The sequence below is a fragment of the Shewanella chilikensis genome, assembly GCF_002836945.1.
Classification (GTDB): Bacteria; Pseudomonadota; Gammaproteobacteria; order Enterobacterales; family Shewanellaceae; genus Shewanella; species Shewanella chilikensis.
In genome coordinates this window covers 1-24500 of sequence record NZ_NIJM01000019.1, presented here as the reverse complement: position 1 = coordinate 24500, position 24500 = coordinate 1, and the positions used below count along the sequence as shown (strand labels likewise).

Here is a 24500-nt window from a genome sequence, read left to right as displayed (position 1 = left end):
ATTTTATGTCAATCTATTTACTGTATATTTAAACAGTGTGAGGAAGGTCATGGCCGTTATAACTCAGTACGTTGTGGTCAGAGAAGGGGTTGAGAAGATGACATTTACATCTAAGAAGGAGGCTGATGCCTACGATAAGATGCTCGACATCGCGGATAACTTAATCCCCTTTATCCAAGGTGGTGAATTGGAATTGGATGATAATACAACGGAAAAACTTGCTTTTTATTTAGCTTCTCATAAAGATACATTGGCGAATCTGCTCAAAGGCGCCCCGGTAAAAGCACCGACCCCAGCCAAGAGCAGTAAGAAGAAGACAGAACCAGAAAAGGTATAACCCGGAACCCCAGATGAAAGCTCAGTTTTACGATACGCTCAACCGTCAGGTACAGGCACTGTTTGCCGGCGAAGACGATGTGATTTGCGCCATGGCCAACTTCTCTGCTTTGTTGAATGAACACCTTGAGGACATTAATTGGGTGGGCTTTTATCTGCTCAAAGACGAGCAACTGGTGCTTGGCCCGTTTCAAGGCAAACTGGCATGCACCCGGATCCCAATGGGTAAAGGTGTCTGTGGCACGGCGGCAGCCAAGGCCGAGACTCAGTTGGTTGAGGATGTACATCAGTTTGTCGGACATATCGCCTGTGATGCCGCCAGTAACTCGGAAATTGTGATCCCACTCTATCGTCATGGTGAGCTGATTGCCGTGCTGGATATCGACAGTCCCAGTCTGTCGCGTTTCGATAAAGAGGATCAAACCGGGCTGGAGAGTCTGGTGCAGAGTCTGGAAAAGTGCTTATTTGGTTAATTCCCGTACAATCTGCCACAATTGGTGGTCGCAATAAGGCGCACGCAGCTTATAATAGGCGGCTGCTCTGAGGGCCAAATGACTGTTTGTGGTGCTTGGCCCTATCAGGCTGAAATGTTAAGTTTTGTGTCATGCCTTTGGCTATGGCTGAATGCATGCTAATTTGTACGTTATCCCCCAAGGGGTTAACGAAGATGAACGACGCCGTGAGTACAGCAGACCTAACTGACCACTGACGTCCCCTGTTAACTGTGGAAGTAATGATGGAATCAACAGAAAAGTTGACCGACACCAACGCTATTCTGGCGTATTTGTATGAAACATTTCCTTTGTGCTTTATCGCCGAAGGAGAAACCAAACCGCTGAAGATAGGACTGTTTCAGGATTTGGCTGAAAGGTTGGCTGATGATTCCAAAGTCAGTAAGACCCAACTGAGGGTCGCCCTGAGACGCTATACCAACAGTTGGCGCTATCTTAAGTGCATCAAGGAAGGCGCTCAGCGGGTAGACCTCGATGGTAACCCTTGCGGCGAACTGGATCCCGAACATATTGAACATGCCAAGGCGACGCTGAAAGAGAGTCAGGAAAAAGCCAAGGCCCGCCGTGCGGCTGAACCGGCCAAAGAAGGTGAAGCCAAGAAAGCTAAGCCTGCGCGTAAGCCACGTCCTCAAGGGGACAAGCCCCGCAACGATCGTCCTCGTAGCGATAAGAAAGCGGCCCGTAAGCCTAGCAAGCCTGCCGCTCCAGCCGTGGAGTTGGTACCAGCTGTATTGGAAGAGCTGAAACCTTCACAGCGAGTGAATGTCAAATTGGGTATGACACCGGTAGCCGGTGTGATCCTCGACATCAATAAAGAAGATGTTCACGTGCAACTGGATTCCGGCCTGTCAGTCAAGGTTCGTGTGGAACATATTCTGCTGTAAAATCATCAAATAGAAAGGAGTAACTTGCTGATGCGAAAATTTATTCTTGCTGCATCGATCGCCAGTGTCTTTATGGGTTCCCAGGCGCTGGCTATCTCACCGGCAGTCCCGGTCAGCGAGTTACCCCATCTACAACAGGAGCCACAACACAAGGTTGCCAGCAAACGGATTACCGGCCTGTTCAGTCGCTCCCATTATCACAGATTCGATCTGGATGATGCCTTCTCGCAGCAGATCTTCAAGCGTTATCTCGAACAGCTCGACTATCGCCGCAATGTATTATTGCAGAGCGATATCGACAGCTTTAAAGTCTATGCCAATCAGTTTGATGATATGGTGCGTAGCGGCGATCTGGAACCTGCTTACAAGATGTACGATCTGGTGCAGCAGCGCCGTTACGAACGTTTTGTTTATGCCTTGAGTCTGCTCGATAAAGAGATGGACTTTAATCAGGCTGGCGATGCTTATATCTTTGATCGTAAAGATGCCGCCTGGCCCAAAGACGAGGCCGAGCTCAATGAGTTGTGGCGTCAACGGGTCAAGTACGATGCCCTTAACCTTAAGCTTACCGGTAAAGAGTGGCCGGAGATTGTTGATGTGTTGGGTAAACGCTACAACAACGCCATCAAACGCCTGAAGCAAACCAACAGCGAAGATGTGTTCCAGGGGCTGATGAATGCCTTTGCTCGCAGTGTTGAGCCGCACACCAGTTATCTGTCTCCCCGTAATGCCGAACGTTTCCAGATGGAGATGAACCTGAGCCTGGAAGGGATAGGAGCCGTGCTGCAGATGGAAGATGACTACACGGTTATCAAGAGTCTGGTGGCCGGTGGTCCGGCGGCGCTGAGTGAGAAATTGGCGCCGGAAGACAAAATTGTTGGCGTAGGTCAGGAAGGCAAGGAGATGGTCGATGTTATCGGCTGGCGTCTTGATGATGTGGTTGAGCTGATCAAGGGCCCTAAAGGCAGTAAAGTGACCTTGCAGGTGCTGCCCAAGAAAGGCGGCTCCAATGCCAAACCCATCAATGTGACTGTGGTGCGGGACAAAATCCGTCTCGAAGACAGAGCGGCGACTTCCAAGATAGTTGAGCCGGATACCGGTCCTTACGCCCAGCGTAAAATCGGTGTTATTCAGATCCCCGGCTTCTATATGGATTTATCCCGCGATGTGGCCAAGGAGTTGCAAACTCTCAACGAAGCCAAGGTTGAAGGTGTGATTGTCGACCTGCGTGGTAACGGTGGTGGCGCCTTGACTGAAGCGACCTTGCTCACAGGGCTGTTTATCGATCAGGGACCTGTGGTGCAAATTCGTGACGCCAATGGTCGCATCAGCGAAAATCGTGACAACGACGGCAAGAGCTATTACGACGGCCCACTCACAGTGATGGTTGACCGTTACTCTGCCTCGGCCTCGGAAATTTTTGCTGCTGCACTGCAGGATTATGGCCGTGCCTTGATTATCGGTGAGTCTACCTTCGGTAAAGGCACAGTGCAGCAGCACAAGAGTCTTGGCCGTATCTACGACTTGTATGAAAAGCCGGTTGGCCATGTGCAGTACACCATAGCCAAGTTCTACCGTATCAATGGTGGCAGCACTCAGTTGAAAGGTGTGACTCCGGATATCCCGTTCCCCAGTGCGTTGGAGCCGGGGGAATATGGTGAGGCAGAAGAAGACAATGCACTGCCATGGGATAAGGTGCCTGTAGCCAAGTACCAGCCTTTGGGTGAAATCGGCGCAGAGATGGTCAGCAATCTTGCGAAACGCCACCAGAGCCGGATTAAGCAGGACGTCGAGTTCGGTTATATACTGCAGGACATAGGCGAGTTCAAGAAACACCACAAAGAGAAGAGTGTTTCTCTGGTGGAAAGCGAGCGCCTGGCCGAACGGGATAAGGACGATCAAAAACAGTTGGCCCGCCTCAACGAACGTCGGGTTGACCATGGTCTCGAGCCCTTGAAGTCTCTGGATGACGATGAAAATGTCTCCGAAGATGAGAAAAAAATCGAGACTCCGGATGCCTTCCTCGATGAAGCCGTCTATATCACTCTGGATATGGTGGACTATCAGAGATTGGCAAAAAACAGCGCAAATTGATGCTGGCTCCAGGAAACATAAAAACGCGCTGATTGCGCGTTTTTTGTTTGCTCCCAGCGAGAACAGAGGCAAGATCAGTCAACGAACTCGGTGACTGCCAGTGCCCAACGAATTAAGGATGACCTATGTCTGAAGCACAAACCCTTTCCCCGGACCAACTGCAGGCCAAGCGCCTGGCCGATTATCGTCCACCTGCGTTTTTGATCCCCGAACTGTCCCTCTCATTTCAGCTAGAACCCAAACAAACCCGGGTGACTGCGGTCAGCCAGGTTAAGCGCAACGGCAATCACAATGAACCTCTGCTGCTCGACGGTGACGAGCTGGAACTGGAGCAGCTGTTGGTTAACGGTGAACCGGCAGACTATCGCCTTGAGCCGGGTAAACTGCTGCTTGAAACCGAACTCAACGAATTTGAATTGACTCTGGTGACTCGGATCAGCCCGGTCGATAACTCGGCACTGGAAGGCCTGTATATGTCCGATGGGGCGTACTGCACTCAGTGCGAGGCGGAAGGTTTCAGGCGTATCACCTATTTTCTCGACCGTCCCGATGTGCTGGCCAAATACCAGGTACGTATCGAAGCCGACAAGGCGTTTCCTTTCCTGCTTTCCAACGGCAACTTGCTGGAGAAAGGGGAGATGGCCGATGGTCGTCATTTCGCTGTCTGGCAAGACCCTTTCCCTAAACCCGCTTACCTGTTTGCCCTGGTTGCCGGTGACTTTGACCTGTTGGAAGACAGTTTTACCACCCGCTCCGGCAGAGAAGTCAAACTGCAGGTGTTTGTCGACAAGGGCAACCTGCACAAGGCCGGACACGCCATGGCTTCACTGAAAAAGGCGATGGCCTGGGACGAGTCACGCTTTGATCTCGAGTACGATCTCGATATCTACATGGTGGTGGCCGTGGACTTCTTCAACATGGGAGCCATGGAAAACAAGGGCCTGAATGTTTTCAACACCAAGTATGTGTTGGCGGATAATGACACTGCAACTGATGATGACTTTCACGGTATAGAATCTGTGATTGGTCACGAATATTTCCACAACTGGACCGGCAACCGGGTAACTTGCCGCGATTGGTTCCAACTGAGCCTGAAAGAGGGCTTGACCGTATTTCGCGATCAGGAATTCAGCTCAGATCTCGGCTCCCGGGCTGTCAACCGTATTCATGCCATCAAGGTCATCAAGAACCAGCAGTTCGCCGAGGACTCTGGCCCGATGTCGCATCCTATTCGCCCCGAAAGCGTGATAGAGATGAATAATTTCTACACAGTCACTGTTTACAACAAGGGCGCCGAAGTGATCCGCATGATGCACACCCTGTTGGGTGAGCAGGCCTTCCAGGCGGGGATGAAGCTGTATTTCGAGCGCCACGACGGCCAGGCGGTTACCTGTGACGACTTTGTCGCCGCTATGGAAGATGCCTCAGGTAAAGATCTGACTCAATTCCGCCTTTGGTATAGCCAGGCGGGCACCCCTCAAGTGACAGTGACCGATGAGTATGATGCAAGCACAGCGACTTACCGCCTGCACCTCAAACAGTTCACCCCAGTGCGTGCCGGTGAAGCGGCCAAGGCACCATTGCATATTCCTTTCAGCCTGGAACTGCTGGGCAATAGCGGCAACGCCTTGGTCAACCAAGTGATTGATTTTACCCTGGCCGAGCAGACTCTGGAGTTCAAGGATATCAGTGCCTGTCCGATCCCTTCGCTGTTGCAGGACTTTTCGGCGCCGGTGAAGCTCAAGTATGACTACAGCACAGTGCAGCTGCTCTGCTTACTGCGCCATGCCGGCAGTGAAGTGGCCCGCTGGGAGGCGGCTATGAGTCTCTTCAGCCGCGCCGTTTGGGCCAATGTGACTTTACTTGAACAAGGGCAGGGGATGCATCTGGATCCTCGTGTTGTCGACGGCTTCAGAGGCGTGATACTGGACGAATCCTTGGATAAGGGGCTTGCGGCCGAAATCCTCAAGCTGCTTTCAGTGTCTTCCTTGATTGAGCAGGTTGATAAGGTGGAATTGGATGCCCTGTTGCTGGCCCGCGACTTTGTGATTGAATCCATCGCCAGTGGCTGTGAAGATGAGCTGTTGGCCCGTTATCGTCAACTGCTGTCGCTGGATGATGCCGCCGCTCGCAGCTTGAAAAACACCCTGCTTTGGCTGCTGGCCAAAGTCTCTGATGAATATGAGTCCTTGATTGAACAGCAGTTTGTCTCGGCCTCTGGTATGACAGATGCGCTGGGCGCGCTGCTTGCAGCCAACGATGCCAATTGTGATTGCCGCGATGCCCTGATGCAAGCATTCGAGCAGCGCTGGAACCAGACCCCTCTGGTGATGGATAAGTGGTTCAGCCTGCAGGCGATGGCGACAGATGATGAGGTGATCGCCAGACTCGAGACCCTGTTGCAACATCCGGCCTTCAGTCTGAATAATCCCAACCGGGTTCGTTCCCTGGTGGGCAGTTTTGCCGCGGCCAATGTGCGTCAATTCCACCGCCAGGACGGCAAGGGATATGTTTTCCTTACCGCCATGCTCAAACAGCTCAATAGCCTCAACCCGCAAGTGGCAGCACGGATCATCACTCCGCTGATCCAGTTTGCCAAGTTTGATGCCGGACGCCAGGCCAAAATGAAGGCTTGTCTGCAGGAGTTGTTGGCTATGCCTGAGCTGTCACGGGATCTTTATGAGAAGGTCAGCCGAGCACTGGAAGACTGAGCCTAAAGATGGAATTTTACTTTCGCCTCAACCTGAGTTATCAGGACTTTTTGCCTTACTATCAAGGTATTGCCGAAAATGTTGAGGTCAGGGAGAAGGGTGGCAAGCTCCTCTGGATCAACGGCCGCCGTCTACGTCCTTTTCTGACCGCCGATGGCATTTACGGTGAATTCCATCTTAGATTGGACCGGGATGGAAAGTTCATTTCTCTGAAACAAATTTAGAGTAATTACTTAAAACGGCCGACTTAATCAGTCGGCTGTTTTGTATCCAGGTAACAAAGGTTAATCCCTTGAAATCAATTGGGTTATATTTGTTAACTCCATCTATCCTCTCCACACTCGATAAAAATTTAAATTTCCACGCCTTTCCTGAACGACGGATCCGTCTTAAGTCCCCAAATCTGCACAATAAATTTCTCGGTCTCTGCCTTGCTCATCAGCATTAATTGCTGTAACAATGGTGTTGCCTGTGAGCTAACAAGATGTTGGTTGAGACTCCTATAACAAATAATCCAGCAGGTTACGGAGAAGCGATAAATGAAAACAGTGATAAACCGTTTTAACAAGTCGGCGCTCGCTTTGGGGGTGGCGTCGGCACTGAGTTTAGGGATGATCCCCAGTGTCGAAGCGGTGTCTTTCAAGTGGGGCGAAGTGGATGGCTCCTTTGATTCGACCTGGACCTTGGGCGCCAGTTGGCGCGTGGAAGGACGCGACTGGGATGGTCAGATAGGTAAAGTCAACCATCCAAGATTCGATTGGAGTGGCTATTCGGCTTTCACCGATACCAAGTACACGGCAGCCGAGATCTGGGCGCAGCCTGGTTCCTATTCCAGTAACAATGACTTGAGTAACCTGCTGTATTCTAAGGGTGATACCACCTCGGAAATCTTCAAGGGACTGCACGAGCTGTCGCTCAAGTATGAAAATTTCGGTATTTTCGCCCGTGGCATGTATTTTTACGATCGTAAATTGAACGACAGAATTTACGATTTTAATGACCCTCTTACCGGCAACCGCTACGACCCTTGCGCCGACAAGCGCGCTAAAGAAGTGCAGTGTAAGGATATCCGTCTGCTGGATGCCTTTGCCTATGCCAACTTTGATTTCAACGATGGCGCCAATCCGCTGACTATCCGTGTGGGTAATCAGGTGGTGTCATGGGGGGAAAGTACGCTGATTTCCCATGGTATTGCGGTGATTAACCCGGTGGATTTGAACATACTCAACGCTCCGGGCGCCGAACTGAAGGAAGCCTTTAGGCCGCAGGGTATGGTGTGGGCTTCTTTTGGTGTGACCGAAAACCTGTCGTTGGAAGCTTTCTATCAGTACGACTGGGAGCCTATCTGGGTTCCGACTCCCGGGTCGATTTTCGGTACCAACGACTTTGTCGGTTACGGTGGCTACAATCAAAACGCTCAGCTTGGTTTTAACGCCAATCCGGATATTAACCTCGATTTCTTGACCCTGGAATACAACCGCTTGTCCAACATGATAGCTTCAGGGCAGAGTATTCCGACCGAGCAGTTAGTGCAGATGGCGCTGGCTTACCCCACCAAGGTGACATTGGTGGAAGATGAAGCTGCTCCCAGCGATTCCGGTCAGTACGGTATTAAAATCGGGTACTACGCCCCGGAGCTGGGTGAAACCGAGTTTGGTTTTTATTACATGAATTACCATAGCCGCCGTCCGCTCATCAGTGGTACCACGGCGGATTTCAGTACTGGCGCACTGCTGTCTGATATGGCGGTTCTTGGGCAAAACGCCGGCAATATCAATCGCGACGTACTGTTGAGTCTGGATAGCTTCTCCAAGGCTCAGGTGGTTTATCCGGAAGATATTAAGCTTTACGGTTTTAGTTTCAATACCTTGATAGGTGATACCTCAGTGGCCGGTGAAATAGCGCACCGCCAGGATGAGCCACTGCAGATTGATGATGTGGAACTCTTGTTTGCCGCTATGCCACAACAGCTGGCCAACGCAGGGCTAAGGCCGGATCTTGATGGTTTGTCTCAGTACACTTCCCATGTCAAGGATGTTGGTCCGGGCGAGTACGCCGAGGGTTATATTCGTCTCGATACCACTCAGGCGCAGATGACTTTTACTCACTTGTTTGGCCCGACACTGGGTACCGATAATCTGGTGATGCTTGCCGAAGTCGGCGGGGTATGGATCCATGATATGCCGGGTTTCGATGAACTCAGACTCAATGGTCCAGGCACAGGGCGCAGCGGCGGCAATCCGAATATGCCAGGTATCATAGAGGCGTTGCACAATGGCCCTGAAACCAATCCGTTCCCGACAGATTTCGCTTGGGGTTACCGGATTGTCGCCAAGGCCGACTTCAACAATGTGTTCTCCGGCATCAATATGTCACCTCGAGTGATTTTCTCCCATGACGTTGACGGTATCACCCCAGATCCTATGTTCCTGTTTACCGAAGGTCGCAAGTCTGTGGCACTGGGACTCAGCTTTGACTACCAGAGCCGCTGGGGCGCGGATCTTTCCTATAACAGTTTCTTTGGTGGGGTAGGCACAACTAATGCGATGGCCGATCGCGATTATGTGTCTTTCAACGTTAAGTTTTCGATCTGATAAGGACAATAAAATGAGAACGATAGCTATATTGTCTGCCGCTGTAATCTTGGCTTTGGGGGCCACCACAGCTGTAGAAGCCAAGGTTTCCGAGGCCGATGTGGCCAAACTGGGGACCAGCCTGACACCACTCGGTGCTGAAAAGGGCCCTAATGCCGATGGCAGTATTCCTGCTTGGGACGGCGGTATTACCACGCCTCCTGCCAGTTATAAAAAAGGCATGCATCACCCAGATCCTTTCCCGGATGACAAGCCGCTGGTGACTGTCACCGCGGCCAACAAGGAGCAATACAAGGAGTTTCTGACGCCTGGGCAACTAAAGATGTTCGAAACCTATCCAGATAGTTTTAAAATGAACATCTATCAGACCCGGCGTACCGCTTCTGTGCCGCAGTTTATTTATGATGCCACCAAGGCCAATGCACCGAGAGCAACTCTTGTCTCTGAGGGCAATGGTGTCGATGGCGCGTCTATAGGTATTCCTTTCCCCATCCCTGCCAATGGATTGGAAGCCATCTGGAACCATATTCTCAGATTCCGCGGTGTCGATATTGAAACCGAACGTAATCAGGCGGCGCCTACTGCCAGTGGTGACTACACATTGGTGGAAATGGCCGAAGAGATACGTTTCGAATACTCTCGCCCTGAAGCGAACTTGGAAGAACTGAAAAAGAATAACATTCTGTTTGAGTTCAAACAGGTAGTTACCCAGCCAGCGCGTTTGGCCGGTACTGCGCTGTTGGTGAAAGAAACCATGGATCAGGAGAAGGAACCCCGCCAGGCCTGGACCTACAACACAGGGCAGCGCCGGGTGAGAAAGGCACCCAACGTGGCCTTCGATACGCCAGGTACGGTTTCTGATGGTCTGCGTACCACAGATGATTTCGATATGTTCAACGGCTCGCCTTCCCGTTACAACTGGGAGTTGCTGGGCAAGAAAGAGATATTCATTCCTTACAACGACTACCGTTTGCACTCGGATAAGGTCAAGTACAGTGATCTGCTCAAGGCGGGTCACTTGAACCCTGATTATATCCGCTATGAAAAGCATAGAGTCTGGGTGGTCAAGGCCAGCTTGAAAGAGGGCATGCGCCATATCTACAAGACCCGGGTCTTCTATTTGGATGAGGACTCCTGGCAGGTCTCGATCGCCGATCTGTACGACAATCGTGACGAACTGTATCGGGTTGCCATGGCGCATGGTTTGAACTATTACGAGGTGCCGACTCATTGGAGTACTCTCGAGGTGTATTACGATCTGCAGTCCCGTCGTTATATCGCCATAGGTTTGGATAATGAAGGCCGCATGTATGACTTTGATGCCAAGTTGTCCGAGGCCAACTTTACCCCGGCCGCGCTGCGCCGCGAAGGAATACGTTAAGCGCTCGTCATCAGTAATGGGTGGCTGAGGTCACCCAGTAGGCAATTCCAGGGGCGCGTGCGCCCCTTTCAATCCTAAGGAAGTCTGTAATGTCGTATCGCATGCTTCAAGCAGCGGCTCTGGGCCTTGGCATACTCACATTCCAGGGCGCAATTTCGCCCCTTCACGCCGAAACGCAATCTGCAACCTGGGCTCTGACCGGCCAACTGCAGCCTTTGGCGGTTCACTCTTTGATGTTGGATATTACTCAGGCCGGCAGCACTATGGTCGCGGTCGGTGAGCGGGGTCATATCTTAAGGCTCAGCGCCGATGCCAATCAATGGCAACAGGTGGCGACACCGAGTCAGGCGCAGTTGACCAAGGTATTTTTTCTCGATGCCAACCATGGCTGGGCCGTGGGCCATGATGCCACCATTCTTGCTACCCAAGATGGCGGACTCTCCTGGCAGCAACAGTTCAGTTCGCCAGAGCTTGCCCGGCCCTTACTGGATGTCTGGTTTGCCGACTCGCAAAACGGCATAGCCGTTGGCGCCTATGGTCTATTTCTGCGCACCACAGATGGTGGCCAAAGCTGGCAGAAAGAATTTCATCCCGAGCTCTTGAGCCAAGATGATGCCGACTATCTGGCGGATCTCAAACAGCAGGATGAAGAGGCCTATCAGGCTGAATCCGACTCAATTTTGCCCCATTTCAATCGGGTCATTGCCCTTGAAGACAAGCGCTTGCTTATGGTCGGGGAGCTGGGGATGGTAGCCATTTCCGAAGATGGCGGCCGTTTATGGCAGCGTCTGGAGTTTATTTATGACGGCTCTTTGTTCAATGCCATAGAAAGGGATAAACAGCTCTATGTGTTTGGTCTGCGAGGGCATGCCTTCAGCGCACCGGAAGATATGAGTCAGTGGCAGGAGATAAAGATGCCGCTTGAGTCGACCCTCAATGCGGCAGCGCCGGTCAAAGGGGGCCTGCTGCTGGTCGGCAATGGCGGCGCCGTAATTCGTTTGGATAACAATTTACACGCTGAGCTGGTGACCCAGCGCAGAGGGGAAAATTTATCGGCAGTTGCCGTTGACCCCAAGGGCCGGTTATGGATAGCCGGGACCAAAGGGCTTTTCGAACTAAAACAACAATAAAGGGCCATTATTATGTTAGACAGACTGGTCAATGGGATTGAGAGTTTTCTCTTTCGCAATCGTATCGGAGTGATACTGCTGTTTGCGCTGACCACGGTATTTCTGGGCTTTCAGGCCAGTCAGCTGAAAATGGATGCGGCATTTGTTAAAAACATTCCACTGCATCACCCCTATATGCAGACCTACCTCAAACACCAGAAGCAGTTTGGCGGCGCCAACTCCATCATGGTGGCGGTAGAAGACAGCAGCGGTAATATTTTCAATCCGGCGTTTTTCGACACCCTGAAGAATGTGCATGATCAACTGTTCTTTATTCCCGGGGTAGAGCGCTCTCAGGTGAAATCCCTGTTTTCGCCGTCGACACGTTTTACCGAAGTGGTGGAAGACGGGTTTGCCGGTGGGCCGGTGATCCCGGCGGATTTCAGCACGACAGAAGCCGGGCTTGAGCGGGTCAGAGGCAATATCGAAAAGGCCGGCATAGTCGGCCGTCTGGTGGCAGAGGACTACAGCGCCGCCATGGTGACGGCGCAGCTGATGGACTTTGATCCGCAAACCGGCGAGCCTCTGGACACTTTGGCGTTTGCCGCCCAACTGGAAGAACAGCTCAGAGGCCAGTTTGAAAAAGATGGCATCAAGATTCATATCATAGGCTTTGCCAAGATGGCCGGCGATGTGGCAGACGGAGCCAAAGGGGTACTGCTGTTTTTCCTGATAGCCATTTTGGTCACCGCCCTGATGGTGTATCTCTTCTCCCGCTCCATGGTGTTAACCTTGCTGCCCTTGATGTGCAGCTTGATTGCTGTGGTCTGGCAGCTTGGTCTCTTGACCGTGGTGGGCTTTGGCTTGGATCCCATGTCGATTCTGGTGCCATTCTTGGTGTTTGCTATAGGTGTCAGCCACGGGGTACAGATGATCAACGCCATCCGCAAACGGGTTGCCGATGGCCTGAGTACCAAGGTGGCGGCGGCTTCGGCGTTTCGTAGTCTCTTGGTGCCGGGCGGGGTCGCCTTGCTGTCGGATACCATAGGGTTTATGACCTTGCTGGCAATCGATATCGGCATCATTCGCGAGCTGGCGATTTCGGCATCGCTTGGTGTGGCGGTGATCATCCTGACCAACCTGGTGCTCTTGCCTCTGGTGATCTCCTTCTTCCAGATAAAGGCCGCGAAAGCGGATGCTGGCACCGAGGCCAAGACAGCGGCCTTTTGGCACAAGCTCACCTGTTTTGCCACCCCAAAATATGCTGTGGTGGTGGTAGCTGCCACTGCACTGCTTTATCTGGGCGGGTTGCAGCAAGCCGGCAAGATGCAAATCGGCGATCTTCAGGGCGGAGCACCGGCGCTGCATCAGGACTCCCGCTATAACCAGGACACCTTCTTTATTACCGATCATTTCTCTATCACCACAGACGTGATGAGTGTGATAGTGGAAGCCTATCCCGAGGCCTGTACCTATCACTCGGCGCTGGAGAAGATTGACAGGTTCGAATGGTTGGCGCGCAACACCCCTGGGGTTGAGTTTACCGCCAGTATCGCCTCGGTAGCACGCCAGGTGAATGCCGGTTTCAACGAGGGGAGCCCCAAGTGGCAGGTATTGCCCAGGAGCCCGGCCAGCCTGGCACAGTTGGTGTCACAAATTCCTACCAGCACAGGTCTGCTGAACGGCGATTGCTCTGTGATGCCTGTTTATCTGTTCCTGAAAGATCACAAGGCGGAAACCATAGAGCAGGTGGTGAGCAAGGTGCAGCTGCTGGCCGCCGAAATGGACGACGACAAGCTGAGTTTTAAACTCGCCTCCGGTCCGGTGGGGGTGATGGCGGCAACCAACGAGGCGGTGGCCGAAGCGCAATTGCCTATGATGCTGTATGTCTATGGCGCGGTGTTTATCCTCTGCCTGATAAGCTTCCGCTCACTGAAAGCCACGGTTGCAGTGATTCTGCCTCTGTATGTGGTATCGACACTGGCACAGGCACTGATGACCTGGTTGGATATAGGCCTGACGGTGAGCACCTTGCCGGTTATTGCCCTCGGGGTGGGTATCGGGGTGGACTATGGCATCTATATCCTGTCGACCATGGCCGTGAAACTGCGTGATGGTATGGCAGTACAACAGGCCTATTTCGAAGCCTTGGTGGAGCGGGGCAGTGCGGTCATCTTCACCGGCCTGACCCTGGCTATCGGGGTGAGCACTTGGTTCTTCTCCGCACTTAAGTTCCAGATGGATATGGGAATTTTGCTTACCTTCATGTTTGTGGTCAACATGCTGGGGGCCATAATTATCCTGCCTGCACTGACGGCACTTTTCTGGCGCAAACATAGCTAGTGAAAGGGGCAGGGGAAGAAGTTTCTCCTGCCCCTGCTGAATAGTTAGTCTGTTATTCCGATTACTTCTTCATCGCTCCCTTCAATATCCCGTCATTGCTGGATTTGTACAGGATGTACCACTAAAATTTTGCTCGAATTATGGTTTGTTTAGTAATACACTGCGCGGCATGACCTCGGTCACAAAAAATTCAGGCCCGGGTCATTCGACGAAGCATCCATATAATGAAAAAAGCGCTGCCATAGACGCTTAAGGAAACAGCAAAATGGCCTTGAAAGATGCAATGCCTTCAGTACTACTTGAAAAGGTAGTCAGTTTAATCCACTCCAAAGTCCCTAAAACACAAGCAAATCAGGTGGAACAGTTCGCCACCTGCCTCTACGCTCACATGTCTAAGGACGATCTCCTGGCCCGTAACGATAGCGATCTCTACGGTGCCGTCCTGAGTCTTTGGAATGCTCTGAACAGCACGCCTTGTGGGGAAACTCACTTAAGGGTATTCAACCCAAGCCAAGCCAAGCACGGCTGGCAATCAACCCACTCCATCATAGAAGTTGTGCAGCCCGATATGCCCTTCCTGGTGGATTCTGTGGGTATGGCTCTCAACCGTTTGGGGATCACAGCTCATATGATGTTGCATACGCCGCTGGCCATTGAGCGCCAGGGCACAGACATCAAGCGGGTCAGCTTTGTTAACGACAGCAAGGAAGACAGCGACAAGGTTGCGGTATTCCTGATTGAAATCGACCGCCAAAGCAGCGACAAGGACATAAAACAACTCGAAAAAGAGATAGAGTCCGTGCTCGGTGATGTGGCCGCCGCCGTCAATGATTGGCGCGCCATGTCCGATAAGCTGGCTGAAGTGGTTGAAGAGTTGCCAAAGCGCCCGTTCCCCGGCGATAAGGCTGAACTTGAAGAAGCGATTCGCTTCCTTGGTTATTTGAACAACCATCATTTTACTCTGATGGGTTATCGTCGCTACGACCTGCGTAAAGTAGAGGGTGATGTTGAGCTGGTGCCGGATATGGCAAGCAGTCTGGGCTTGATGAACAAACCCGGTAAGGCGCAGCCAGAGCACGGTTTGATGCTGTCTTCTTTCTCTGAATCGGCTCGCCGTGAAGCGCTGGACAACAGCCTGCTTATCCTGACCAAGAGCAGTGCCAAGAGCCGGGTTCACAGACCCGCCTATGTCGACTATATCGGCGTTAAACGTTTCGATGAGGCCGGTAATGTCGTCGGCGAAGACAGATTCATCGGCCTGTATGCCTCCAACCTGTACAACCGCAGCCCGAAAGAGATCCCCCTGCTGGCCGAGAAAGTCCAGCGGGTGATGGACAAGTCAGGACTGGCACCGCGCTCCCACGACTATAAAGCGTTGATGAATATTCTGGAAAATCTGCCAAGGGACGAGATTATTCAGGCAAGCGTCGAAGAGTTGTCGCACATGGCGCATGGCGTGTTGGAGATGCAGGATAGAGATAAACTTAAGCTGTTTGTCCGTAAAGACGGTTTCGGCCGCTTCCTGTCCTGTTTGGTGTATGTCTCCAAAGACAGATATAACACCCGTCTGCGTGAAGATACCCAAAGGATCTTCGCCCAAACCTTTAACAGTAATGAAGAGGTGGAGTTTACCACTTACTTCTCCGAGTCGAGCTTGGCCCGTACCCACTACATAGTTAAAGTCGACAACAACAATAATTTGGAACTCGATGTGGCTGCCATAGAAAACAATCTGATTGAAGCCGCTCGCTCATGGGAAGATAAACTTCAGAGCGCGCTCAATAATTCACTGGGTGAAGAACAGGGCACTCGCCTGTTCAAGCGTTATCTGACCGCTTTCCCACAGAGTTACAAAGATGATGTTTTGCCGACTTCCGCCGTGGTGGATCTGCAGCAACTGGAAGCGCTGGATGATGACCATAAGCTGGGCATGTTGTTCTATCAGCCACAGGAAGCGGCGCCCGGCAGCAACAAGGTACGTTTGAAGCTGTTCCACAAGAATGAGCCTATCCATCTGTCGGATGTGCTGCCTATGCTGGAAAACTTCGGTCTCAGGGTGATCAATGAACGTCCCTATGAAGTGAAGAGCACAGATGGCGCAACCTTCTGGATCCTCGACTTCCTGATGACAGTACAGGGCGGTGCCACTGAGAACCTGGCAGACAGCCAGGACAGATTCCAGACCGCGCTGGCTCAGGTTTGGCAGAAAAAACTGGAAGACGACGGCTTCAACCGTATGGTGCTGGCTACCGGACTTTCCGGCCGCGAAGTGTCAGTGCTGCGCGCCTATGCCAAGTATATGCGTCAAATAGATGCGACTTTCAGCCAGGCTTACATCGAAGAAACCTTCAGCCGTTATCCGCAGATTGCCGATTCGCTGGTGAAGATGTTTATTCGTAAGTTCAATCCCAAGCTGAAGACCCGCACACTGGACAAGTTTATCGAGCAGATCAATCTGCGTCTTGATGATGTATCCAGTCTGGATGATGACCGTATCATTCGTCGCTATCTGGATCTTATCAACGCCACGTTGAGAACCAACTTCTATCAGCAAGATGCCGCCGGCCAGCCGAAGGATTATATCTCCTTCAAGTTTGCCCCCAACCAGATCCCTGAAATGCCCAAGCCGCTGCCGAAGTTTGAAATCTTCGTTTACAGCCCAAGGGTTGAAGGTGTGCATCTGCGTGGTGGTAAAGTTGCCCGTGGTGGTCTGCGCTGGTCTGATCGCCGTGAGGACTTCCGTACCGAAGTGCTGGGTCTGGTGAAGGCGCAACAGGTTAAGAACACTGTGATTGTGCCCGTAGGTGCCAAGGGTGGCTTTGTTTGTAAACAACTGCCGACCGAGGGCGGCCGTGAAGCCTTCTTCACCGAAGGTCAGGAATGCTACCGGATCTTTATCCGTGGTCTGCTGGATATCACAGACAATATTGTCAACGGTGACCTGGTTCCTCCTGTGGATGTGGTTCGTCACGATGAAGACGACCCTTACCTGGTGGTCGCCGCCGATAAGGGCACGGCGACCTTCTCTGACACAGCCAACGCCATTGCCATCGAATATGGCTTCTGGCTGGGTGATGCCTTCGCGTCCGGTGGTTCCAACGGTTATGACCACAAGAAGATGGGCATCACCGCCCGCGGCGCCTGGGAGTCGGTGAAACGTCACTTCCGCGAAGTGGGTATCGATTGCCAGACTACAGATTTCACCTGTGTGGGTATAGGTGACATGGCCGGTGACGTATTCGGCAACGGCATGCTCTTGTCTGAGCACACCCAGCTGGTGGCGGCTTTCAACCACATGCATATCTTCATCGACCCAACGCCGGATTCAGCGACCAGCTTTGTTGAGCGTAAGCGTCTGTTTAATCTGCCTCGCTCCAGCTGGGAAGACTATAACAAGGAGCTGATCTCCAAAGGCGGTGGTATCTTTGCCCGTAGCGCCAAGTCCATCAGTTTGACGCCGGAAATCAAGAAGATGCTGGCGACCGACAAGGATGCTATGACGCCGACTGAGCTGATCAAATGCCTGCTGAAAATGCCGGTTGACCTGATCTGGAACGGCGGTATCGGTACTTATGTCAAAGCGAGCAGTGAAACCCATGCCGAAGTCGGCGATCGCGCCAACGACGGTTTGCGGGTCAACGGTGGCGAGCTTAAGGCTAAGATCATAGGTGAAGGCGGTAACCTGGGCTGTACTCAGCTTGGTCGTATCGAATACGCCGCCAATGGCGGCCGTATCAACACCGACTTTGTCGATAACGTGGGTGGCGTGGACTGTTCGGACAACGAAGTTAACATCAAAATTTTGCTCAACGCCCTGGTGGCCGAAGGTGAGATGACCCTCAAGCAGCGTAACCGCCTGCTGGAAGAGATGACAGATGAAGTTGCTCAGATAGTACTGCAGGACTGTAAAGATCAGACCCGCACCATCTCTGTGACTCAGGTGCGCGGCGCCGAACAGCTTAAAGAGCAGATCCGCTTTATCAACTATCTGGAAAAAGAGGGTAAGTTGGACCGAGCACTGGAGTTCTTGCCTACAGAAGAGGAGCTGTCCGAGCGCTTGGCCAACGGCCGAGGTTTGACCCGTCCTGAGCTGTCGGTATTGGTGGCCTATGCCAAGATGGTGCTCAAGGAGCAACTGCTGACACCTGTTATTACAGATGATGCCTGGTTGAGCCAACTGCTGGTGGATTACTTCCCTGGCAAGCTGCAGCAGAAGTATGCCGACAAGATGACTCAGCATCCGCTGCGCGGTGAGATCATTGCTACCTCGCTGGCCAATGAACTGGTTAACGATATGGGGCTCAATTTCGTCCAGCGTATGCAGGATGAGACAGGCGCCTCAGTTGCCGATGCCGCCATTTGTTACACTATGGCCCGCGAAGTGTTTGGTTTGGCAGATTTAACCAAAGCCATTACTGATTTGAACGGCATAGTACCCGCGGTTGTTCAGGGCGAGATGCTGCACCAGTTGCGCCGTAACATGCGCCGTGCCTGTCGCTGGTTCCTGCGTAACCGTAGCCGCGCCATGAGCATAGAGCAGGTTGTTGCCTTCTATAAGCCGGTGTTCGACGAGCTGAAAGCCAATATCCGTGCTTATCTGGTAGCTGATGAGCTGGCGGGTATTGAAGAGGATATCGCCGCACTGGAAAAAGAAGCCGTGCCTCATGAGGTCGCCAGTCTGGTTGCCAACATGAGTACGCTGTTCTCGGCACTGGATATCGCTCAGATAGCTCAGCTGGAGTCCAAGTCGGTTTCACTGGTGGCAGAAACTTACTTCAAGTTGGGTGCCAGAATCGATCTGCACTGGTTCCTGGAGCAGATCGGTGGTCAGCCTGTGGCCAACCATTGGCAGGCCCTGGCCAGGGCGGCGTTCCGCGAGGAGCTGGATTGGCAGCAAAGAGCGCTGACATCGGCGGTACTGCGCAGCTGTACCGATAGCTGCGAGTCCGATGCCATTATCGAAGAGTGGGTCGAACTCAATCAGGGCTTGCTGGAGCGTTGGTTCCACATGCTGGCTGACTTCAAGACCTCGCAAACCCATGAATTTGCGAAGTTCTCAGTAGCGCTACGTGAACTGAATCTGCTGATCCTGCACTGCGAAGGGCAGAAGTAAGCTATTATAACAATAAGAGCCCTGGCAAACGCCGGGGCTTTTTTTAGGTCTAGGAGAAGCCATGTTTTACAAACTCGCACAAAAAGTCATGTTTCAGATGGATCCTGAGCGCGCCCATAATCTTGCCATCAGTAGTCTCAGAACCACAGGTAATTCACCGCTGAACTGTTTTTATGCGCAGCATCTTGCCCCGGCCCCGGTCGAATTCATGGGGCTGACATTCCTTAATCCTGTCGGTTTGGCTGCCGGTATGGATAAGGACGGTGAATGTATCGACGCCTTTCATGCCATGGGATTTGGCCATATTGAAGTGGGAACTGTAACCCCAAGGCCGCAACCTGGTAATGACAAACCTCGGCTTTTCCGGATTAAGCCGGCCAAGGCGATTATTAATCGCATGGGCTTTAATAATCTCGGCGTGGATAATCTAGTCGCCAATCTCAAGGCTAAAAAATCCAACGCCATGGTCGGTGTCAATATAGGTAAAAATAAAGATACCCCGGTAGAGCAAGGGAAAGATGATTATCTGATCTGTATGGATAAGGTTTATGCCTATGCCGATTACATCGCGGTTAATATTTCTTCTCCCAATACCCCCGGCCTGCGTACCATGCAATATGGCGAATTACTGGACGACTTGCTGTCAAGCTTAAAAAATAAACAAACAGAACTGGCAGAAAAGCATGGCAAGTATGTACCCATAGCATTAAAAATAGCGCCGGATCTAACCGAAGAAGAGATCGAAAAGATAGCCGAGTCATTATTGAAACATAAGTTTGATGGTGCTATAGCGACTAATACCACTTTGACCCGTGATGGGGTCAGTGGCTTGGCCAACTCCAACGAGACAGGTGGCCTGAGTGGCAAGCCGCTGAACCAGTTGTCGACCAAGGTGATCAAGTATTTGGCGCAGTGTTTGAAAGGTGAGATCCCGATCCTGGGAGTGGGTGGTATTAATAGCGCCGAGGATGCTCTGGATAAATTGGATGCAGGAGCAAGCATGGTGCAGATCTATTCCGGCTTTATCTATCAAGGGCCGAAATTAATTAAAGATATTGTTGACGCCTATAGATCCAAATAAGTTAAAAAATACTCAAAGGGATCGCGATTGCGATCCTTTTTTATTTAAATCGATCGTTTTTTGATCTAAAGGATCTGTCTAAGATATTGTTATCTCAGTCTAATATTTAAAACTTTTTTTGATATTGGGTAAAATATCATCTATTATTCGGTTTGTAATAAATCACAGGTCTTATTGGATTGCGTTATGTTATTAATGCCAAACAGAGATTGGCAATGGAGATATAACGATTCGTACGGTGTCCTTAGCGTATCGTTAGGTTCGGAAATGGAATTTCTGACTCCTTATAAAGCCAAGACTTTGATACCGGATGCAATGAAAGAAGCTGAATTTAGCGTCGAGCACGCCAAGTTCTATATTGACCTGCTTGATCGTCTAACCAAGTCACTGTCATTGACGGATGCACAAGTGGTTCAGTTGGCATTGAATGCCACAGCCGCTCACTTTATGCAAAAACCGCAGATGCCCAAGTCATGGTTCTTCGACACCAGTGCTGTCTGTGTTTACAGTGAGCCAGGGAAGGTATTTGACCTCAAATGTCGCGGAGAGCGTGTGCTGGTGATGGTGGTTGAGACCGGGCTGCAGGCTTCTTTGGTAATGATGTTGGCCAACGAATGTCGACTCAGCGATGTCAAAACCCTGACCCGCTTTGAAACCATCAAGGTAATGCACGATCGTCTGCATCCGCTCAGGGCGCAGCAACAGATAGTTGCCGCCTGACAAAGCTTGTCAGCGAGTATCAACGGGGCTTATGGCCCCGTTTTGGGTTTTTCAGCTGAATGACTGACTCAAGTGGTCAATCAAGGCCCTTAGCGCCACCGGCATATGCTCTCTTGAGCTATAGAGAGCGTAGGCCGTCATGACTCTCGGTGTCCAATCCGGTAGCAAGCGTTGCAAGCTGCCATCTTTGAGTGCCTCAGCCAGCAGATAATCGGGCAGTTGGGCGATACCGCTGCCTGCCTGAGCCGCCTTGAGTAACACTGTCGCTTCATTGGCCACCAGTTGGCAGTTGACCGCCACAGATTCGTTCTGCCCTCCCTTGGAAAGATGCCAAAGATTGCGATTGAAATGGCGGTAGCCAAGGCACAGGTGTTGGCGAAGATCCCTGGGGTGCTGCGGCGCCGAATACTGTTTGAGGTATTCAGGAGAAGCCACCAGCTGCGAATTCACCTTGATAAGCGGCTTGCCAATCAACAAGGGATCCGGGCTTGAAGCAATACGGATCACCAAATCGACCCTTTCCGCCACCAGATCCACAGCGCGATCGCTCACATCCAACTCGATTTCCACCCCGGGATTAAGCCTGATGAATTGCGCGAGGCTCGCTGCCAGTCGTGCGTGTGCGAATGACATGCTACTGCTTATTCTCAGTTTGCCGGTCAATTGTCTGCGTCTCTCGCTTAGGCTGATTTCCAATGCCTCACGGGTCGAGAGTAACTGGCGACAATATGTCAGGCACTGATTCCCGGCATCTGTAAGGGTTACACTGCGGGTGGTGCGATTGAGTAATCTGGCGCCCAACCAATCCTCAAGCGTTTTGATATGGCGGGTTACCATGGCGCGCGACATCTCAAGCCGCTCGGCGGTAGCGGTAAAGCTGCCACTGGCGGCCAGATCCACAAAAACTTCGGCGGCGGTTAATCTGTCCATCTGCGATTACTTGTCCGGATTATGCAACAATATTGCGCAATTTTAGCCGTATATCTGCATTAATTGAAATCATAAACTGGCCAACGTTGAAATTCACCGGAGTAAAACCATGCTTAAATCACTCGTATTGGCTGCCAGTTTAGTGTTGCCATTTTCTTTACACGCCGAATCGGACGCCCTCGACTTCAAAGTCTATAACGCCGACGGTAACAGCTTTCATGTCAACGCCACCCTGATAAGCGGTGACAAGGAAGCCATTTTGGTCGACACAGGCTTCACCCGCGCCGATGCCTTGCGACTGGCCGCCGAGGTTCTGGACAGTGGCAAGCACTTGACCACTGTATTCGTCAGCCAGGCGGATCCTGACTATTACTTCGGGGTTGCCACACTCAAGCAGTTTTTCCCTAAAGCAAAATACCTGACGACCCCGGCAGTGCACGCACAAATTTCGGCCAAGCTGGAAGACAAGCTGAGCTTTTGGATCCCCAGAATGGGTAGCAATGCCCCCCTCAAGGCGCAGCTGCCAGAGATATTTAAAGGCAGTCAATTAATGCTTGAAGGCAAGGTGATTGAGATTAAAGGTGACCAGGGACTGCTGGCTGACAGGCCATACCTCTGGGTACCTTCCAGCAAAACCATTCTCGGCAATGTGGCCGTCTCCGGAGGCTTGCACCTGTGGATGGCTGATAGTCAGAGCCAGAGTGAGCGAGCGGCCTGGAAGGCACAGCTGGCGGAAATGGCAGCGCTTAAACCTGCCAAGGTGATCCCCGGACACATGTTGTCTGAATCTTTTCTCGAGCAGGACAATATTGCCGCGACACTTAAGTACCTGCAGGATTTCGAACAAGCCGAAGCCGACACGCAAACCAGCGCTGAGCTTATTGACACCCTGCAGCGTCTGTACCCGAATGCCGGGCTTGCTATGGCATTGGAGATAGCTGCCAAGGTCAGTAAGGGTGAGATGAAATGGTGAGGCTGCACTACTTTTTTGACCCCTTGTGCGGCTGGTGCCATGGTGCGGCGCCCCTCATTCATGCCCTGAGTGCCAGACTCCCGATAGTTTTGCACGCCGGCGGCCTGATGGCGGCAACAAGAATAACGCCCGGGCTCAGGCAACATATCCTCAGCCACGACAGCAAAATTGCCAAGCTGACCGGGCAACCCTTTGGCGACGATTACACTCAGGGTTTGCTTCAATGTCCTGACGCCGTGTTGGACTCGGGACCGGCCATTGCCGCCATCCTGCTCGCCGAAAAGGCGGTGGGGCAGGGATTGGCGCTGCTGGAGATATTGCAGCGTGGTCATTATGTTCAGGGTTTAAGGCTTGCCGAGCCTGAAGTGTTACTGCAACTGCTGATGGCGCTGCGAAGTCTCCAGGCACTGGGGCGCGAGAAATTGGCTAGCGATCTGACGGCGGTTATGGAAGCAAACTCAGCCGGGCAGATTTCGCCGCTGGCGAGCCATATCGCCCAAAGCCGGGCCATGATGGCAAAGCTCGGATTGGCAGGCTTTCCGTCGCTGGTTCTGGAAAGCGAAATCGGTGAGTGGCACCCTGTACCTTTGAACCGCTTCTACGGCCAGACAGAGGCAATGCTGGGTTGGTTTGACTCAAGTTTTGCCAAACAGCTCTCTGGGATTGACGCCAAGAGAGATAATCCGAAAGCCGCGCCAAGCGCTCCGGCGACTTGTATCCTGGGAGGCGGCTGCGATTAAGCTTTCCGCATGGATTAGAGAGGGCTTAAAGGCGTTGAAAGAGGCTGCAATCTTACTCTTGGCTTGAGTAAAATGAGCATCCTAAGCTTGCGCTGACAGCAGAAGGGGATGAATACCTATTGGTTGCATTCATCCCTTTCTCTTTTTGCCTTTGTTCGTTGGTGCTGTGCCACTGCCTTATGTAGGCTTTGCTTTAATCCTGTGCCGCTTTGGCCTGGGTGTGGCGTTTGGCCAGGTTGGCATGGATATCATCGAGGGACAGTTGCTGATCTTCCAGCAGTACCAAGAGGTGATAGAGGAGATCCGAGGCTTCATTCACCAACTCTTCGCGATCATGAGTGGCCGCCGCCAGTGCGGTTTCCAATCCCTCTTCGCCCACCTTCTGGGCAATGCGCTTGGTACCGCGCTGAAACAGCGAAGCGGTGTAGCTCTCGTTGGGGTCTTCCTCCTTTCGGGAGGCGATAAGGCTTTGCAGGCGATTGATAAAGGGGTGCACTTCGCCGCAGGCCGGATTATCCCAGCAGCTGTCAGTCCCCTTGTGGCAGGTGGGGCCTATGGGGTTGGCCTGCAGCAGCAGGCTGTCGTTGTCACAGTCCACTCCTATGCTGACCAATTGCAGCAGATTGCCTGAGCTTTCACCCTTGGTCCACAGCCGCTGTTTGCTGCGGCTGTAAAAGGTCACCAGGCCTTTGCTCAGGGTGATATCCAGGGCTTCGCGGTTCATATAACCCAGCATCAACACCTTGCCGCTGTGAAAGTCCTGTACTACGGCCGGCAGTAATCCCTGTTGTTTGTCCCAGTCCAACTGTTTGAGCCAGTCGGTATTGTTTGTCTCGGTTGTCATATCAAATACCTGTATTGGGTTGTGGGGCTTATGGAAGGTGCGAACAAGTCCCATGTGTGCTCTGCGTCGGCTTACAGGCCTGGATGCAAGGCGTGGTTCGCAGCAAATGGCCCTAGTCCTTTGCAAGAAGCACAA

The 24500-nt window shown here is 52.1% G+C and carries 17 protein-coding genes; 15 read left to right on the top strand and 2 right to left on the bottom strand.

All coding sequences use genetic code 11. The annotated features are described in order from the left end of the window. Positions 1-49 precede the first annotated feature (49 nt). The 13 genes from CX651_RS09195 to CX651_RS09135 all read left to right on the top strand — a co-directional run bounded on the left by CX651_RS09195 (position 50) and on the right by CX651_RS09135 (position 20878). Positions 50-337, top strand: a complete 288-nt coding sequence (locus CX651_RS09195; RefSeq protein WP_101055771.1) for a YebG family protein — start codon at positions 50-52, stop codon at positions 335-337. A gap of 13 nt (positions 338-350) precedes the next feature. Next, a complete protein-coding gene (locus CX651_RS09190; protein ID WP_101055770.1) occupies positions 351-809 on the top strand; it encodes a GAF domain-containing protein in 459 nt (152 codons plus the stop codon). A gap of 263 nt (positions 810-1072) precedes the next feature. Next, positions 1073-1732, top strand: a complete 660-nt coding sequence (proQ, locus tag CX651_RS09185; RefSeq protein WP_101055769.1) for an RNA chaperone ProQ — start codon at positions 1073-1075, stop codon at positions 1730-1732. Positions 1733-1762: 30 nt separating this feature from the next. Continuing rightward, a complete protein-coding gene (gene prc, locus CX651_RS09180) occupies positions 1763-3826 on the top strand; it encodes a carboxy terminal-processing peptidase (RefSeq protein ID WP_101055768.1) in 2064 nt (687 codons plus the stop codon). A gap of 125 nt (positions 3827-3951) precedes the next feature. Next, on the top strand, positions 3952-6537 hold the full coding sequence (gene pepN / locus CX651_RS09175; RefSeq protein ID WP_101055767.1) for an aminopeptidase N: 2586 nt from the start codon (positions 3952-3954) through the stop codon (positions 6535-6537). A gap of 8 nt (positions 6538-6545) precedes the next feature. Further along, on the top strand, positions 6546-6761 hold the full coding sequence (locus tag CX651_RS09170; RefSeq protein ID WP_101055765.1) for a DUF2835 domain-containing protein: 216 nt from the start codon (positions 6546-6548) through the stop codon (positions 6759-6761). 315 nt (positions 6762-7076) lie between these two features. Beyond that, positions 7077-9131: a DUF1302 domain-containing protein gene (locus CX651_RS09165; RefSeq protein ID WP_101055763.1), complete on the top strand. Its 2055-nt coding sequence runs from the start codon at positions 7077-7079 to the stop codon at positions 9129-9131. 13 nt (positions 9132-9144) lie between these two features. Beyond that, on the top strand, positions 9145-10512 hold the full coding sequence (locus tag CX651_RS09160; protein WP_101055761.1) for a DUF1329 domain-containing protein: 1368 nt from the start codon (positions 9145-9147) through the stop codon (positions 10510-10512). 89 nt (positions 10513-10601) lie between these two features. Continuing rightward, a complete protein-coding gene (locus CX651_RS09155) occupies positions 10602-11642 on the top strand; it encodes a WD40/YVTN/BNR-like repeat-containing protein (protein WP_101055759.1) in 1041 nt (346 codons plus the stop codon). 12 nt (positions 11643-11654) lie between these two features. Continuing rightward, on the top strand, positions 11655-13964 hold the full coding sequence (locus CX651_RS09150) for an efflux RND transporter permease subunit (protein WP_101055757.1): 2310 nt from the start codon (positions 11655-11657) through the stop codon (positions 13962-13964). Between the two features lie 265 nt (positions 13965-14229). Then, positions 14230-19077, top strand: coding sequence for an NAD-glutamate dehydrogenase (locus CX651_RS09145; protein ID WP_101055755.1), 4848 nt, complete (start codon positions 14230-14232; stop codon positions 19075-19077). Between the two features lie 61 nt (positions 19078-19138). Next, on the top strand, positions 19139-20158 hold the full coding sequence (gene pyrD / locus CX651_RS09140) for a quinone-dependent dihydroorotate dehydrogenase (protein ID WP_101055753.1): 1020 nt from the start codon (positions 19139-19141) through the stop codon (positions 20156-20158). Between the two features lie 186 nt (positions 20159-20344). Continuing rightward, entirely contained in the window at positions 20345-20878 is a 534-nt protein-coding gene (locus CX651_RS09135) for a cell division protein ZapC (RefSeq protein ID WP_039033231.1), read from the top strand. Between the two features lie 51 nt (positions 20879-20929). Here CX651_RS09135 and CX651_RS09130 read toward each other — a convergent pair whose 3' ends face one another. Continuing rightward, positions 20930-21808, bottom strand: a complete 879-nt coding sequence (locus tag CX651_RS09130) for a LysR family transcriptional regulator (protein WP_101055751.1) — start codon at positions 21806-21808, stop codon at positions 20930-20932. 109 nt (positions 21809-21917) lie between these two features. On the opposite strand from CX651_RS09130, the gene CX651_RS09125 reads away from it, so the two are divergent. Together CX651_RS09125 and CX651_RS09120 are read left to right on the top strand one after the other, a co-directional pair. After that, positions 21918-22781 carry an MBL fold metallo-hydrolase gene (locus tag CX651_RS09125; protein WP_101055748.1) on the top strand — a complete coding sequence of 288 codons (864 nt, stop codon included), beginning with the start codon at positions 21918-21920 and terminating at the stop codon, positions 22779-22781. After that, complete coding sequence (locus CX651_RS09120; protein WP_101055742.1) at positions 22775-23521, top strand: DsbA family protein; 747 nt, start codon at positions 22775-22777, stop codon at positions 23519-23521. Before CX651_RS09125 ends, CX651_RS09120 begins: the two co-directional genes overlap by 7 nt. A gap of 193 nt (positions 23522-23714) precedes the next feature. Here CX651_RS09120 and hisIE read toward each other — a convergent pair whose 3' ends face one another. Further along, positions 23715-24365, bottom strand: a complete 651-nt coding sequence (hisIE, locus tag CX651_RS09115; RefSeq protein ID WP_101055740.1) for a bifunctional phosphoribosyl-AMP cyclohydrolase/phosphoribosyl-ATP diphosphatase HisIE — start codon at positions 24363-24365, stop codon at positions 23715-23717. Positions 24366-24500: the final 135 nt, after the last annotated feature.